Source organism: Lacinutrix sp. Bg11-31 (genome assembly GCF_002831665.1).
Taxonomy (GTDB): domain Bacteria; phylum Bacteroidota; class Bacteroidia; order Flavobacteriales; family Flavobacteriaceae; genus Lacinutrix.
This window is the reverse complement of sequence record NZ_CP025118.1, coordinates 466,301-481,333: the sequence shown is the minus strand read 5'-3', so window position 1 is coordinate 481,333 and position 15,033 is coordinate 466,301. Positions and strand designations below refer to the sequence as shown.

General features: G+C 30.2%; 14 protein-coding genes. 8 read left to right on the top strand and 6 right to left on the bottom strand.

All coding sequences use genetic code 11. The features are described from left to right. Positions 1-38: 38 nt before the first annotated feature. The 3 genes from CW733_RS02180 to CW733_RS02170 all read right to left on the bottom strand — a co-directional run bounded on the left by CW733_RS02180 (position 39) and on the right by CW733_RS02170 (position 2,404). Positions 39-770 (bottom strand): lysoplasmalogenase, encoded by a 732-nt coding sequence (locus CW733_RS02180; RefSeq protein WP_100995268.1) that lies wholly within the window; start codon positions 768-770, stop codon positions 39-41. A 64-nt stretch (positions 771-834) separates the two neighbouring features. After that, complete coding sequence (locus tag CW733_RS02175) at positions 835-2,010, bottom strand: GlmU family protein (protein WP_100995266.1); 1,176 nt, start codon at positions 2,008-2,010, stop codon at positions 835-837. 142 nt (positions 2,011-2,152) lie between these two features. Continuing rightward, the gene (locus tag CW733_RS02170) at positions 2,153-2,404 is read right to left on the bottom strand and encodes a type B 50S ribosomal protein L31 (protein WP_055448443.1); all 252 of its coding nucleotides are present in this window, start codon (positions 2,402-2,404) and stop codon (positions 2,153-2,155) included. 157 nt (positions 2,405-2,561) lie between these two features. Here CW733_RS02170 and CW733_RS02165 point away from each other — a divergent pair, with 157 nt between their 5' ends. The 7 genes from CW733_RS02165 (at position 2,562) to CW733_RS02135 (ending at position 9,610) form a co-directional block, all read left to right on the top strand. Next, complete coding sequence (locus CW733_RS02165) at positions 2,562-3,092, top strand: DUF4199 domain-containing protein (RefSeq protein ID WP_100995264.1); 531 nt, start codon at positions 2,562-2,564, stop codon at positions 3,090-3,092. Between the two features lie 37 nt (positions 3,093-3,129). After that, on the top strand, positions 3,130-4,095 hold the full coding sequence (locus CW733_RS02160; RefSeq protein WP_100995262.1) for a glycosyltransferase family 2 protein: 966 nt from the start codon (positions 3,130-3,132) through the stop codon (positions 4,093-4,095). A gap of 56 nt (positions 4,096-4,151) precedes the next feature. Further along, a complete protein-coding gene (locus tag CW733_RS02155) occupies positions 4,152-5,882 on the top strand; it encodes a phospho-sugar mutase (RefSeq protein ID WP_198520096.1) in 1,731 nt (576 codons plus the stop codon). A gap of 3 nt (positions 5,883-5,885) precedes the next feature. Beyond that, positions 5,886-7,712: an ABC transporter ATP-binding protein gene (locus CW733_RS02150; protein ID WP_100995260.1), complete on the top strand. Its 1,827-nt coding sequence runs from the start codon at positions 5,886-5,888 to the stop codon at positions 7,710-7,712. A gap of 312 nt (positions 7,713-8,024) precedes the next feature. After that, positions 8,025-8,567, top strand: a complete 543-nt coding sequence (locus CW733_RS02145) for an RNA polymerase sigma factor (RefSeq protein ID WP_100995258.1) — start codon at positions 8,025-8,027, stop codon at positions 8,565-8,567. 72 nt (positions 8,568-8,639) lie between these two features. After that, a complete protein-coding gene (locus tag CW733_RS02140; RefSeq protein ID WP_100995256.1) occupies positions 8,640-9,116 on the top strand; it encodes a hypothetical protein in 477 nt (158 codons plus the stop codon). Between the two features lie 17 nt (positions 9,117-9,133). Continuing rightward, positions 9,134-9,610, top strand: coding sequence for a sensor of ECF-type sigma factor (locus tag CW733_RS02135; protein ID WP_100995255.1), 477 nt, complete (start codon positions 9,134-9,136; stop codon positions 9,608-9,610). Between the two features lie 44 nt (positions 9,611-9,654). Here CW733_RS02135 and CW733_RS02130 read toward each other — a convergent pair whose 3' ends face one another. Next, a complete protein-coding gene (locus tag CW733_RS02130; protein ID WP_100995252.1) occupies positions 9,655-10,305 on the bottom strand; it encodes a hypothetical protein in 651 nt (216 codons plus the stop codon). Between the two features lie 494 nt (positions 10,306-10,799). Further along, a complete protein-coding gene (locus tag CW733_RS02125; RefSeq protein ID WP_100995251.1) occupies positions 10,800-13,124 on the bottom strand; it encodes a CotH kinase family protein in 2,325 nt (774 codons plus the stop codon). A gap of 448 nt (positions 13,125-13,572) precedes the next feature. Between CW733_RS02125 and CW733_RS02120 the strand changes: the two genes are divergently transcribed. Further along, a complete protein-coding gene (locus CW733_RS02120; protein WP_100995249.1) occupies positions 13,573-13,854 on the top strand; it encodes a hypothetical protein in 282 nt (93 codons plus the stop codon). 44 nt (positions 13,855-13,898) lie between these two features. Here the strand turns inward: CW733_RS02120 and CW733_RS02115 are convergent, their stop codons facing one another. Then, entirely contained in the window at positions 13,899-14,960 is a 1,062-nt protein-coding gene (locus CW733_RS02115) for an oxidoreductase (RefSeq protein WP_100995247.1), read from the bottom strand. Positions 14,961-15,033: the final 73 nt, after the last annotated feature.

Sequence of the window (15,033 nt, the reverse complement as noted above, 5' to 3'; positions counted from 1 at the left end):
TTCTTAAAAAAAATAAGGAAACAAAGAATAATTTAAACCTAATTTAACTTATTTTTTCTATCGAGATTCTCTTTATTATTATTATTATTAGTTTCTTTTAAAATCCCTAAGACTATTAGATATTGTGCTAAACAATAAAAAAACATAACTGTAATCTTATTGTAAGCTATTAATGGATTATAAAACATTTTAAGTATGTTAATACTATCTGCAAGCATAAATGACACAACTCCTATGATTACTAGCCAAAAACTAATAGTGTTAACCTCTCTTTTTCTTAAATAAGCAAATTGCATTAACAACATTGAAACAAACAAATAAATGAGTAGCGGCACAAAAAACCCTTCTAAATTACTATAAACCATAAAGATAATAATACTCATATAAGTAAAACAGAAAAGTAGAAAAGGAATTAATTTATTTATTATAAAAACTTCATTATTTAAGAATCGTACAGAATAGCATATTTTGGCAATAACAAATAATAAAGCTGCAATAACAAAATGCAATATATTACCATTGTCTCCTGTTATAAAAAAAAAATTTCCAATAACAAATAAACTTAAGGCAGCAATAACCAGTCTCTTTTTATTAAAATCTTTTTGATAAGTATTATAAAGATAAAACAGTAATAAGCTTAAACCTAATAATATTTTTGAAATATATCTATAGGAATATAACGCATCATTATTCTTAAAAAGGGCATCTAAAAAATATAAAATTATATATAGAATTGAAAATCTAAATGTATTTTTAAAAATAAATTTCATATTGGTAATTGGGGTAACCAATGTAAAAAAATATATTTAATAAATAAAGACTTATTAAATATATTTATTCTCTTCTAAATTTTTTAGTCTCCTCAAAAACATATTCTAAAATAGATTGGTCTACTTCGGTAAATTCTAAAGTTCTTCTAGACATTACAACTTTACAAACCTCAAATGCTTTCTTAGTTAAGTAAGTAGTAAAACCACTACTTCCTCCCCAACTATAACTTGGTATGAAGTTTCTGGGAAAGCCACTACCAAAAACATTAGCATTAACACCTATAACTGTTCCTGTATTAAACATCGTATTAATACCACATTTACTATGGTCTCCCATCATTAAACCACAAAACTGTAAGCCTGTTTTAGCAAAACCTTCTGTATCGTAATCCCAAAGTCTTACCTCTGCATAATTATTTTTAAGGTTAGAATTATTAGTATCTGCACCTAAATTACACCATTCTCCTATTACAGAATTTCCTAAAAAGCCATCATGTCCTTTATTAGAATACCCAAATAAAACAGAATTATTTACTTCTCCTCCTACTTTACAATGTGGTCCAACAGTAGTTGCTCCATAAATTTTTGTAGCAAGTTTTAAAGTTGCATTTTCACACAAAGCTAATGGTCCACGAACTACACTGCCTTCCATAATTTCGGCATCTTTTCCAATATAAATAGGACCTGTACTTGCATTAAGTGTTGCAAATTCAAGCTTTGCTCCTTCTTCAATAAAAATATTTTCAGGAGCAATTATGTTATTAGACTTTGGTATTGGTTGAGATTCTCTATCTTTAGTTAGTAATTCGAAATCTTGAGCAATAGCCTCTCCGTTTTTAGCAAAAACATCCCAAGTATGTTCTATTGTAATTACATCTTCGTCAAATTCTATAGCATCAAATGTTGATAAATCTATATCTTCTTGATCTTCTTCAGTAAAAAAAGCAATAACCTCTTCTCCTTTAAAAATCGCCTCATTTCGTTTCAAGCTTTTAATCTTATCAACCAAAGTTTCGGTTGGACAAAACGAAGCATTAATCATTACGTTAGCTTCCATCTCTACCATTGGCCATTTTATAGACAAATAATCTTCTGTAACAGTTGTTGTAGTTACTAGTAAATGCATTTCCCATTTTTCACGAATGGTTAAAATACCAACTCTAATATCTGCAACTGGTCGTGTATAAGTAAATGGCAACAATTGATTTCTTGCTGGGCCATCAAAGAGAATGTAATTCATAATATAGTTAAAAAGTTGAAAGTTATAAAGTTTTGCTTATTCTTTCTTAAAGCTTAAGGTTTAAACAAAAATAGTATAATTGTAGAAAACAAAAAAGCCTTTCATTTTATATGAAAGGCTTTTTAATATGTTGCAAGCTAAATTATTTTTTAAACTTAGCGTATTTAGTTTTGAACTTGTCAATACGACCAGCTGTATCTATTAATTTAGATTTACCAGTGTAAAATGGGTGAGATGTTCTTGAGATTTCCATTTTAACTACTGGATACTCAACACCATCTACTTCAATAGTTTCACTTGTATTTGCTGTAGATTTTGTTAAAAAGACGTCTTCGTTAGACATGTCTTTAAATGCTACTAGTCTATAATTTTCTGGATGTATACCTTTTTTCATCGCTTTATGCTTTAATTGTATTCTAAATTCGAGGTGCAAATTTAGTTATTTTTTACAAACCTACACTATTTTTTTTAAAATAATTTAAACTTATTTCTGTAACGTTTTTTTATCTTTGACAACTAACTATTATAATTAACTAATAAACTACAAAAATATGGAAACTTCAACAAAATCATCTGCAATTAATCTTGGCCTATATTTAGGAGGCTTAATGGCTCTTACTACCATTTTAGGTTATGCTCTTTATCTTGAACTTTTAACTAAATGGTGGCTAGGAATAATACTATTTATTGCAATTATTGCATTTGGAATAGTTTCTGCTTTAAAATCTAAAAAAATGCAAAACGGCTTTATTACCTTTAAAGAAGCCTTTAGTTCTTACTTTATTACTGTTGCTATTGGAATATTAATTAGTATGGTTATAAGTATAATAATTTTTAACTTTGTTGATCCTGAAGCTGCATTAGCTTTAAAAGAAAAAACAATTGAAGCCTCAGTACAAATGATGCGTAGTTTTAATGCTCCAGAAGAAGCTGTTGCCACAGCTGTAGAACAAATGGAAGCTCAAAAAAATCAATTTTCTATTGCACCTCAATTACAATCTAATGCTATATTTTTAATTATTCAAGCAGTAATAGGTCTTATTGTAGCTTTAATAGTTAAAAGAGACCCAGAAAACGCATAATAGTTTTATATTTGAAGTATCAATTTCAAAATAATACATGGATATATCTGTAGTCATACCACTACTTAACGAACAAGAATCACTCACAGAATTACACGATTGGATTGCAAAAGTTATGCAATCCAATCGTTTTTCTTATGAAATAATCTTTATAGACGATGGTTCTACAGATGGTTCTTGGGAGACTATAGACGCACTTTCTAAAACCAATACCAATGTAAAAGGCATAAGGTTTTTAAAAAACTTTGGAAAATCTCAAGCCTTGCACGCTGGATTCGAAAAAGCACAAGGTGATGTTATTATTACTATGGATGCAGATTTACAAGACAATCCAGAAGAAATACCTTCGCTTTACAACAAAATTACTACAGAGCATTTTGACCTTGTTTCTGGTTGGAAGAAGAAACGTTACGATAATAAATTTACAAAAAACTTACCCTCTAAACTTTTTAATTGGGCTGCCAGAAAAACATCTGGAGTAACCCTTAATGACTTTAATTGCGGACTTAAAGCCTATAAGAATGTTGTTGTTAAACACATAGATGTAAATGGAGAAATGCATCGCTATATTCCTGTTTTAGCTAAAAACGCTGGTTTTACCAAAATTGGTGAGCAAGTAGTACAACATCAAGCTAGAAAATATGGAGAAACTAAATTTGGAATGGAACGTTTTATCAATGGATTTCTAGATTTAATTACCATATGGTTTATATCTCGTTTTGGAAAAAGGCCAATGCATTTATTTGGTGCTTTAGGTGTAATTATGTTTGCTATTGGTTTTGTTTTTTCTGTATACTTAGGAATCGACAAACTGTTTTTTCATAAAACAGGACGATTAATTACTGAAAGACCACAGTTTTATATTGCTTTAGTGACGATGATTATTGGTACTCAATTTTTTATTGCTGGCTTTTTGGGCGAAATAATTTTACGCTCTAAACAAAATAAAAAACGTTATTTAGTAAAGGAAGAGTTAAACCTAAAAGGCCAAAATTCAAACTAATACTACTTTACAAATTTTTTATAATGCTTACTTTTACATTCTATTAATTTACAACTATGATACATATAGAACCAGAATTACTAAATAGAGTCAATGCCTGGCTAACTCCAGCTTTCGACAAAGACACGCAATCACACATAAAAGATCTTATAGGCACAAATCCTAAAGAACTAAAAGAATCATTTTACAAAAATTTAGAGTTTGGAACTGGTGGAATGCGTGGTGTTATGGGAATTGGCACTAATAGAATTAATAAATATACTTTAGGAAAAAACACACAAGGTATTAGCGATTACTTGTATAAAGTGTTTCCAAACGAAACATTAAAAGTTGCGATAGCTTTTGATTGTAGACACAATAGCAAATCTTTAGCTAAAGTGGTTGCAGACGTGTTTTCTGCAAATAATATTGAAGTCTTTTTATTCGAAGACCTTCGTGCGACTCCAGAATTATCTTTCGCTTTAAAACATTTAAACTGCCACTGTGGTATTGTTTTAACAGCATCACATAATCCTCCAGAATATAATGGTTACAAAGTATATTGGCAAGATGGAGGACAATTGGTTCCACCTCAAGATGGAGAAGTTATTAATGTTATTAATAATTTAGATTATGCAGAAATAAAATTTAATGCAAATGAAGAGTTAATCCATTATATAGGTAAAGAAGTTGACGATGTTTTTATTAATGCATCAGTAAAAAACGGAAGCTTTAATACTTCCGCGGAAGCGAGAGAAAATTTAAACTTAGTATTCACTTCACTTCATGGAACTTCAATTACTGTAGTACCAGAAACGTTAAAACGTGCTGGTTACACAAATGTTAATATAGTTGAAGAACAACGCGAACCTAATGGCGATTTTCCAACGGTAGTATCTCCAAACCCTGAAGAGCCTGAGGCTTTAAAAATGGCAATGGAATTGGCAAATAAAAGCGAAGGCGATATAGTAATTGGTACAGATCCAGATTGCGATAGATTGGGTGTTGTTGTTAGAGATTTAGAAAATAATCTTGTTATTTTAAATGGAAATCAAGCCATGTTATTAATGACGGATTTCTTACTTAAACAATGGCGAAATGAGGATAAAATAAACGGTAAACAATTTATAGCAAGTACTATTGTTTCTACACCAATGATGAGTGTTTTAGCAAAATCTTACAACGTAGAATCTAAAATTGGTTTAACCGGTTTTAAATGGATTGCTAAAATGATTAAAGACTTCCCAGAACTAGACTTTATTGGTGGTGGAGAAGAAAGCTTTGGTTTTATGGTTGGCGATTTTGTTCGCGATAAAGATGCCGTTACAGCCACTTTACTAGCATGTGAAATTGCAGCTCAAGCAAAAGCGAAAGGCAGTAGTGTTTACCAAGAATTAATTAAGCTTTATGTTGCACATGGTTTATTTAAAGAACGCCTAATTTCTATAACAAAAAAGGGAATTGAAGGTGCACAAGAAATAAAACAAATGATGATTGAAGCTCGTGAGAATCCGCTAACAATAGTAAACAATTCTAAAGTTGTTTTAATTGAAGATTATCAATTATCGGTTTCAAAAAACACCGTTACAGGAGAAACAACTACAATCGATATCCCCAAATCTAATGTGTTAATTTACTATACAGAGGATGGAAGTAAAATTGCTTTAAGACCAAGCGGGACAGAGCCAAAAATTAAGTTCTATATAAGTGTAAATACAACTTTAGACAATGTGTCTGCTTTTAAAGCAACGGAACAACAATTGGAAACAAAGATTGATAATATCATTAATGATTTGAAACTAAACTAAAGAATGAATTATCTTAAAAAAATATTTGTCTATGCCTTGCCATACAAGCGATATATCTATTTAAACATTTTCTTCAATACATTATACGCTTTATTTGGCGCACTATCTTTTGTAGTATTAATGCCAATGTTAAATATTTTATTTAACGAAGAACGAGAAATAATAGAAAAAAAACCTATTTATAATGGTTTAAGCAAGCTTGGGAATTACATTAGCGACAGCTTTAATTATTCCATACAAGAATACGCACAGGATGATAGATTAAAATCGCTAACCTTAGTTATTTTTATGGTTATCATTGTTTTTTTACTAAAAAACATATTCAATTATTTAGCCTTATACTTCGGTACTTTTTTAAGAAACGGAATCTTAAAAGATTTACGTAATGCACTTTACAAAAAAACAGTAAGCTTACCAATTAGTTTCTTTTCTGAAAAACGTAAAGGAGATATTATGGCAAGAATTGCAGGAGATGTTAACGAGGTACAAAATTCGTTTCTATCTGTTCTAGAAATTATTGTAAGAGAACCACTTAGTGTTATTTTTTCAATAGGAATTATGCTAACGATTAGTGTAAAACTTACCATTTTTGTATTTATTTTTATACCTACAGCTGGTTTTATTATTTCGCTTATTGCAAAAAAATTAAGAAAACAATCTGCAGATGTTCAAAAAGAACAAGGTGTCTTTTTATCTACTTTAGAAGAAACATTAAACGGTTTAAAAATTATTAAAGGCTTTAATGCAGAAGGTATCTTTAATACAAAATTCACCAACTCTACGCATCGTTCGTTTATTTTTTCGAATAGAATGATGAATCGTCAAAATATTGCAACTCCCTTAAGCGAGTTATTAGGAATTATTACAATTGCATGTTTATTATGGTTTGGTGGACGTATGGTTATAATAGATCAATCTTTAGTTGGATCTTCATTTATAGCATTTATGGGATTAGCATATAATATATTAACACCAATTAAAGCGTTAAGTAAGGCCAATAATAATGTACAACGTGGTAATGCAGCAGCAGCTAGAGTATTAGAAATAATTGATGCAAAAAGCCCTATTAAAGATAGTCCAAACGCAAAAACTAAATCCGATTTTATAACAGGTGTTAAAATTGAAGATATCTCTTTTAAATACGAAGAGCAATTAGTATTAAAAAACTTTACAATAGACGTTAATAAAGGAAAAACTATAGCTTTAGTTGGACAATCTGGTAGTGGAAAAAGTACTATAGCAAACCTTGTTACTCGATTTTACGATGTTAATGAAGGCAAAATCACTATTGATGGTGAGAATATTAAAGACCTAACTAAGAAGTCTTTAAGATCTTTAATGGGCTTAGTAACTCAAGACTCTATACTATTTAACGACACTGTAAAAAATAATATTCTAATTGGTAAAGAAAATGCAACAGACGAACAAGTTATAGATGCTTTAAAGATTGCTAACGCTTGGGAATTTGTTAAAGACTTACCTAAAGGTATAGAAACCAATGTAGGAGATTCTGGAAACAAACTATCTGGTGGACAAAAACAGCGTTTAAGCATCGCGAGAGCTGTGTTAAAAAACCCTCCAATTATGATTTTAGACGAAGCAACCTCAGCATTAGATACAGAAAGCGAACGTTTAGTTCAAGTTGCTCTAGAAAACATGATGAAAAACAGAACCTCTATTGTAATTGCACATAGATTATCTACTATTCAAAATGCAGATGAAATAATTGTTATGCATAAAGGAGAAATTGCAGAACAAGGTAAACACAACGAACTTATTGCCTTAAACGGTATTTATAAAAAATTAGTCGATATGCAAAGCTTTGAGTAAGCAAGAAAAGACACTAAATAAAAAAAGGATAAACGTAATGTTTATCCTTTTTCCGTTTACGTATAGATTTGGGGCATCTAAAACATAAGTATTATTTTCTAAAGTAAACTTATGTAAATAATAGTTACCAACAAAATATTTTTGTGTTTAATCGTTTAAAAACATCTTTTAAACGGATTAATTTAAAAACATGCTTTCAAAGTCTGAAGCTTAGCTGAAAAAACAAATCATCAATAGTATTCATTTTAAAAGAAAAATACATTTACTTTAAACCTTATTAAACTATAATAGTCTAAAAGAAAATTCGATATAGTGACCACAGAAACTGAACTTATATCTCAACTACAAGCTAAAGGCAATAAAGACGCTGCTTTTAGAGAGCTTGTAGCGCAATATAAAGAACGATTGTATTGGCACATTAGAAACATTTTGAAATCGCATGACGACGCAGACGATGCGCTACAGAATACATTTATAAAGGTTTACAGAAGCATCGATGGTTTTAAAGGTGAAAGCAAACTCTATTCGTGGCTCTATAGAATAGCAACTAACGAAGCAATTACTCTAATAAATAAAAATGCAAAACGCTTACAAATAACAAACCAAGAAGCACAAGATCTAGCCATAAACAATATGGAATCCGATGTTTATTTTGAAGGCGATGCCATACAACTTAAGCTCCAAAAAGCAATTGCAACATTGCCAGAAAAGCAACAAATGGTTTTTAATATGAAATACTTTCAGGACATTAAATATAAGGAAATGTCTAAAATTTTAGACACTAGTGAAGGTGCCTTAAAAGCATCATACCATATTGCAACAAAGAAAGTTGAAGCATATTTAATTAATGATTAAACTATTTAATAATTATAGAGTCTTAATAGTAATAAACGACGATAAAGGTTTCCAATATATCGGAAAGTAAACATGAAAAACGAAAACTCACATAACGTTAAAAATCCAGGTTTTAAAGTTCCTCAAGGTTATTTTGAAGCACTTGAAGATTCTATTTTAGCAGAAACAAAACTTAAAAGTTTAGTTAGCTCTTCTGGTTTTAAAACACCAGAAGGTTATCTAGAAAACTTTAATGTTTCAATTAAAAAAGAAACTAAAGTTATTTCTATTTTCTCTAAAAAGAATATGTTTCTTGTTTCAAGCATTGCAGCTGCTTTAGTATTATTCTTCAGCTTAAATATTTTTGATAATTCACCTTTATCATTTAACGATTTAGATATAACAACGGTAGACAACTATATAATTAATGAAACTGAAACAGGAGACCTGTTTTCTCTATTTCAAGATAGCGAGTTAAGCGAAACAAATTTTATAGATTACACTATAAGTGACGAAGCATTAGATGGATATCTAGAGAATATTGATGTTAACGACTTATATTCAGAATAAAAAAATATAAACAAAAAATGAAAACAATAAAAACAATAAAAACAATACTCATCCCAGTTTTTTCTTTGCTTCTATCGGTAAGCATACATGCACAAAAACCTAATAAAGAAAAAATAAAAGCTTTAAAAGTAGCACATATTACAGAACAATTAGACCTAACAACTAAAGAAGCTCAAGCTTTTTGGCCAATTTATAATGCTAATGAAGAGGCACGTTATAGACTTAGAGATAATAAAGTAAAAGATTGTTTATACGATTTAAACCAAACAGCAGCAGAATCTAAATTCACTGAAAAGGAGTCTAAAGAATTACTAGAAAAAATATCTAAATTAGAAGAAAATAAATGCAACCTTCAGATTGATTACATCAGTAAACTTAAAGACGTATTGCCTGCAAAAAAAATACTTAAACTAATAAATGCTGAACGTTCATTTAGATATAAAATGATTAAAGAGTTTAAAAACAGGCATAAAGGAGAAAAAAATAAAAGATAATTATAAAAAAAGCAACCATTGGCCGCTTTTTTTATGTTTTATACTTACCTAAAAATCAATTTAGCAATCCTCTTGCTTCCTGCTGCGTAAGCAACACTGTCGTTTACAAAACAAAGTGTATAAAAACCTTCGTCGCTTATATGTTTCCATGATTCTCCTGCATTGTTAGAATAATCTATACCCTTAAAACCAATGGCAACTAATTCTTTTGCCGCGCTACCAGGAATATACTGTACACAACTTCTATATCCAGGGTTTTGGTTTTGTGCAACTAATTGCCACGTTTTACCACCATCTGCAGTTCTTATTTTATTAGCAGAACTGTCTGCTGGCTTTGTATAATCTCCTCCTATTGCAAATCCGTTTTTATTATCGTAAAAATCTAAACTATACATCCCTTGTGGTCCATTACCTTGTACAATTGGAGTATTAAAAACCTCCCAAGTTTCACCTTTATCGGGAGAATACATTATGCGGCTTGCTCCTCCTCCTGTTGCTACCCAAGTTTCGTCGCCTACAATTGCAATATTAGTATCGCTTGCAGCAAAGGCTGCTTCGTCTTTTATTGCTTCTGGTAACACATCACATGACAATTTACTCCATGTGTTTCCACCATCTCTAGTTACAATAACACTTAAACAACCATCTGTTGGATTACCAATGGCAACACCTTCTTTATCGTTCCAGAAACCCATAGCATCATAGAATGCTTTTTCGTGGTCTTCTTGGTAAACTATTGACGTTTAGTTTTCTCCTATTTTATATAAACATGCTGGACTTTCTACAGATAAAGCAAAACCCGCTTCATTAGTAGTAGCAAAAGCTCTGAGATTTAATTCTCACTATCTATCTCAATTGGAAAAACAATTTCGTCTTCTCCTATCATTCCTCCTTTTCCGGTAGAAGTCAAGAAAAATAATCACTCATAATCTTTAAGTATTTCTATAGCTCTAACCTTTAAGGTAGAATCTTTAAGTAACACACTTATTTCTATTTCGCTAATATCTCTAGGAATAAAAATAGTTTCTTTTTTTGCTTCCTATTTTTTACATGAAAATAATGATACTGCAATACCTAAGGTAATTAAAAGCTTTTTCATTTGTTCTTTTGATTTTCTTAATTTCTATAAAAATAAAAAAAGCTCCACGACATAATCGTGGAGCTTTTCAAAATAAAAATATTAATTTATTTAATCTCTTACAATTTTTAAAGTTGTTGTGTTATTAATATTAACCATATAAATACCTTTTGAGTACGTAGAAAAGTCTAACTCTATTTGATTACTATTTGAGTAATTGTTTTTATATAATAACTGACCAATAGTATTATAAACAGCTACTGTATTAATTGAAACATTCGAATTCTTAATAGTTAACAACCCATTTGTTGGATTTGGAAAAACTTTTAAATAATTATGTAAATTAAAATCATCAACCGATAACGATTCGTTATTACCATTATATGTTGGTGCTTGAATTACAAAATTCCCAATTCCGTTAGGTATTCTTGCATAACCCATATCTTCTGTTTGCGCTCCAAAAGTTATGCTTTCAATAACAGTACCATCTGCATAAGATAAGACAGCCTCTTCTCCTCCAGAAGAAAATTTTAAATCGGCATGTAAACCTACTTGTTCCTCATCTTTATCACACCAAACAATTAAATAACTATCTGGTGCAATTGTAGTTCCTGTAGGGAATTCCCATACTAACGGATCTGTAGAATCATCTGATAAGTATAAATTATCTAAACTAAGCGTTTGAGATGAGTTATTATAAAGCTCTATCCAATCGTCGAACTCTCCATCTTGATCTGCTATAGTTGTTCCATTATCAGCCATAATTTCGTTAATAACTAAATCTCCTACAGTTAATGTAGTGTAAGTAGCATTAATTGTATAAAACTCGTACTCTGCTCTAGCTGGTGAAAACGCACCAATATTATTATTTTCTGCATAAATATAATATTGCATATAGTCAGTATCTACAATAACATCTACACCATAAATGTCGTCTCCAGATCCACTATCATTGTGATTTCCATCATCATACATTAATATTCTAGTGAATGGCAATGTTTCATCTGTTCTATAACCGAAATACACTGCGTCTGTGTTAGTATCTATAACTGTACTTGTTATTGTTACTGTATCTCCTATTGTTGGAGTTGTAGTAGATGATACAGTTCCTGTTATATTAGGTTGCGTATTTGTAAAATCTATTTGTGATAATAAATATGTACTTCTAGCAGACATTAAGTTTGTAAGTCCCGAAGCAGTATTCATTCCTAAACTATAATCTGTGTTTATATTACCCGTAAATTGAGCGTCAGTATAAAACTTATTTGTATCTGCTGTTACAGCTGTTGTAATAAGTGCTTGGTAATCGTTTGCTAATGTTAAGTAGCTAGAGTTACTGATATTCTCTGTTAAAATAGTTTTATAGTGTGCTAAATATTTCTTCTTATATGTAGGTACTGCTAAAAGCTTAGATAGTAAAGGAAAATTAGCATCTGTATCATGTAATAAATGATCTAGCTGTGCTTTATCTGTAGTAGAGTTTAAACTTCCATTTCCTCCTCCACCTCCTCCAGGTCCTCCTCCACTTGCTCCAGTTTGACCAAATGTTCCAAAAGACATATTTAAATCCCAAACTATAGATTTAAAACGACCATTATCGTCTTTATATAAATAGTAGTTTTGCTTAAATTGCCCAATGTAACTATCTAAATTAACCATGACATTATCGAAAGCTAGCATCCAAATAGCCATATCTACATCTAAAACCGCTTCAATATTTGTAATATCACTCTCTAAAGCATTAGTTAATTCTATTAAATTATCCCAATGTGCTACAGCAATTGTCGCATCAGTTTCATCATCAGACTTAATCTCATAAGCATCATCATAACTAAAACTATTAGTTCCTAAATAAGCTAAATTAGGAAAATTAGTAGATTGTGGTCCTGCTCCATCTGGAGGACTACAGCTAAAAAAAGCATTATCGTTAGAGTTAAAATGCTTGTTTACAAAGGTTTTGGTTATAGCTTCTGTATTAGTATATAAACCTATTAAAATTCCGTTTACATACACATTTGCATAATTTGCTTGAGGAGCATCCATATATTGGTTTACAATATTATAAGCTACAGTTTCTCGAACAAAAGAGGGATCGAACATTACATTCGCTAATTTTATATCTTTATAACCTTGATGATCTTGGTCGACATAAGTGTCTAATTCTATATGAAATGGGTTTTTTGTTTGGTTAGCATTATAAGAGCTATTTCCTTTATATTTTACACCTACTTGGTTGTAAATAGTTCCATTAATACTTACTGAGGTTGCTTCTGTATAATTATTATCTGCAGCTTTTTCTGCATCTAACAAAGCATCCCAATTACTTTCTGCAAAAACTATTTCTATAGTTTGAATTGTATTAATATCATACAAATCTTGAGCATGCGTTTTAACAAAAACGAGTAAAAATAATATTAGAGTAATTAGTTGTTTCATTTTATAAAATTTAATGTTATTAGATTTTAGATGCGGAATTTCAAAAAAACTTGCGTTAAACTTATTGTTTTTTTAAACTTAAACCAATACAGTGCTATTAAAACACAAAAAGACAGCAATACAAGAATGCTTAGTAGAATATTTCTTAAATTATTTTGTGTCTCATTAATTATAAATGAGTCAGTTTCTTTAGTCGTTATGTATTCAGGATGATCTCCTTTTAATATAATGTTATGGTAATTCTTTTGATTATGATAAAGATTAAACATTATTGTATTTCTTACAGCATTATAGCTACTACCTTTAAATATAAAAATGAAATTGTTTTGATGTGAATGTCCATCGTTTAAACCTTCTTTAATATAAATTAATTTTAAAGCTTAATAACCTTTCTTTTAATGTCAAATTATTAGAAATATATTTAAAAAATAAAGCGTCTATTTGTTCTTTGCCTTTTAAATGTTCTAATTCTGGAAAAGATTGTTTAGATGATTTAAACGAAACAGCTGCAGAATCTAAATTCACTGAAAAGGAGCCTAAAGAATTACTAGAAAAAACATCTAAATTAGAAGAAATTAAAGGCAACCTTCAAATTGATTACATCAGTAAACTTAAAGGCGTATTGTCTGCAAAAAAAATACTTAAACTAATAAATGCTGAACGTTCATTTAGATATAAAATGATTAAAGAGTTTAAAAACAGGCGTAAAGGAGAAAAAAATAAAAGATAATTATAAAAAAAGCAACCATTGGCCGCTTTTTTTATGTTTTATACTTACCTAAAAATCAATTTAGCAATCCTCTTGCTTCCTGCTGCGTAAGCAACACTGTCGTTTACAAAACGAAGTGTATAAAAACCTTCGTCGCTTAAATGTTTCCAAGAATCTCCAGCATCGTTAGAATAGTCTATACCTTTAAAACCAATGGCAACTAATTCTTTAGCCTCTCTTCCTGGAATATACTGTACACAACTTCTATATCCAGGGTTTTGGTTTTGTGCAACTAATTGCCACGTTTTACCACCATCTGCAGTTCTTATTTTATTTGCAGAACTGTCTGCTGGCTTTGTATAATCTCCTCCTATTGCAAATCCGTTTTTATTATCGTAAAAATCTAAACTATACATACCTTGTGGTCCATTACCTTGTACAATTGGAGTATTAAAAACCTCCCAAGTTTCACCTTTATCTGGAGAATACATTATACGGCTTGCTCCTCCTCCTGTTGCTACCCATGTTTCGTCTCCTACAATTGCAATATTAGTATCACTTGCTGCAAAGGCTGCTTCATCTTTTATTGCTTCTGGTAACGTATCGCAAGACAGCTTATTCCATGTGTTTCCACCATCTCTAGTTATAATAATACTTAAACAACTATCTGTTGGATCACCAATAGCAATACCTTCTTTATCGTTCCAGAAAGCCATAGCGTCGTAAAATGCTTTTTCATGGTCTTCTTGATAGACAATTGAAGTTTCGTTTTCTCCTATTTTATATAAATAAGCAGGACTTGCTACAGATAGAGCAAAACCAGCCTCATTAGTACTGGCAAAAGCTCTAAAATTTAATTTTTCATTATCATTATCTATTTCAATTGGAAAAACAATTTCGTCTTCTCCTATCATTCCTCCCTTACCTGTAGAAGTCAAGAAAAACAATCCCTCATAACCTTTAACCTTTTCTATAGCTCTCACATTTAAAGTAGAATCTTTAAGCAATACACCTATCTCTACTTCGCTAATATTTCTTGGAGTAAAAACAACTTCTTTTTTTGCTTCATCTTTTTTACATGAAAATAATGATACTGCAATACCTAAGGTAATTAAAAGCTTTTTCATTTATTCTTTTGATTTTCTTAATTTCTATAAAAGTAAAAAAGCTCCACGACATAATCGTGAAGCTTAGGGAAGT

What these genes read in the sequence shown, in the direction of transcription:
- CW733_RS02160 (WP_100995262.1), top strand. Translation starts at nt 3,130, where the DNA reads ATGGATATATCTGTAGTCATACCACTACTTAACGAACAAGAATCACTC.
- CW733_RS02170 (WP_055448443.1), bottom strand. Translation starts at nt 2,404, where the DNA reads ATGAAAAAAGGTATACATCCAGAAAATTATAGACTAGTAGCATTTAAA.
- CW733_RS02180 (WP_100995268.1), bottom strand. Translation starts at nt 770, where the DNA reads ATGAAATTTATTTTTAAAAATACATTTAGATTTTCAATTCTATATATA.
- CW733_RS02155 (WP_198520096.1), top strand. Translation starts at nt 4,152, where the DNA reads ATGATACATATAGAACCAGAATTACTAAATAGAGTCAATGCCTGGCTA.
- CW733_RS02115 (WP_100995247.1), bottom strand. Translation starts at nt 14,960, where the DNA reads ATGAAAAAGCTTTTAATTACCTTAGGTATTGCAGTATCATTATTTTCA.
- CW733_RS02165 (WP_100995264.1), top strand. Translation starts at nt 2,562, where the DNA reads ATGGAAACTTCAACAAAATCATCTGCAATTAATCTTGGCCTATATTTA.
- CW733_RS02150 (WP_100995260.1), top strand. Translation starts at nt 5,886, where the DNA reads ATGAATTATCTTAAAAAAATATTTGTCTATGCCTTGCCATACAAGCGA.
- CW733_RS02135 (WP_100995255.1), top strand. Translation starts at nt 9,134, where the DNA reads ATGAAAACAATAAAAACAATAAAAACAATACTCATCCCAGTTTTTTCT.
- CW733_RS02175 (WP_100995266.1), bottom strand. Translation starts at nt 2,010, where the DNA reads ATGAATTACATTCTCTTTGATGGCCCAGCAAGAAATCAATTGTTGCCA.
- CW733_RS02140 (WP_100995256.1), top strand. Translation starts at nt 8,640, where the DNA reads ATGAAAAACGAAAACTCACATAACGTTAAAAATCCAGGTTTTAAAGTT.
- CW733_RS02125 (WP_100995251.1), bottom strand. Translation starts at nt 13,124, where the DNA reads ATGAAACAACTAATTACTCTAATATTATTTTTACTCGTTTTTGTTAAA.
- CW733_RS02130 (WP_100995252.1), bottom strand. Translation starts at nt 10,305, where the DNA reads ATGGGTTTCTGGAACGATAAAGAAGGTGTTGCCATTGGTAATCCAACA.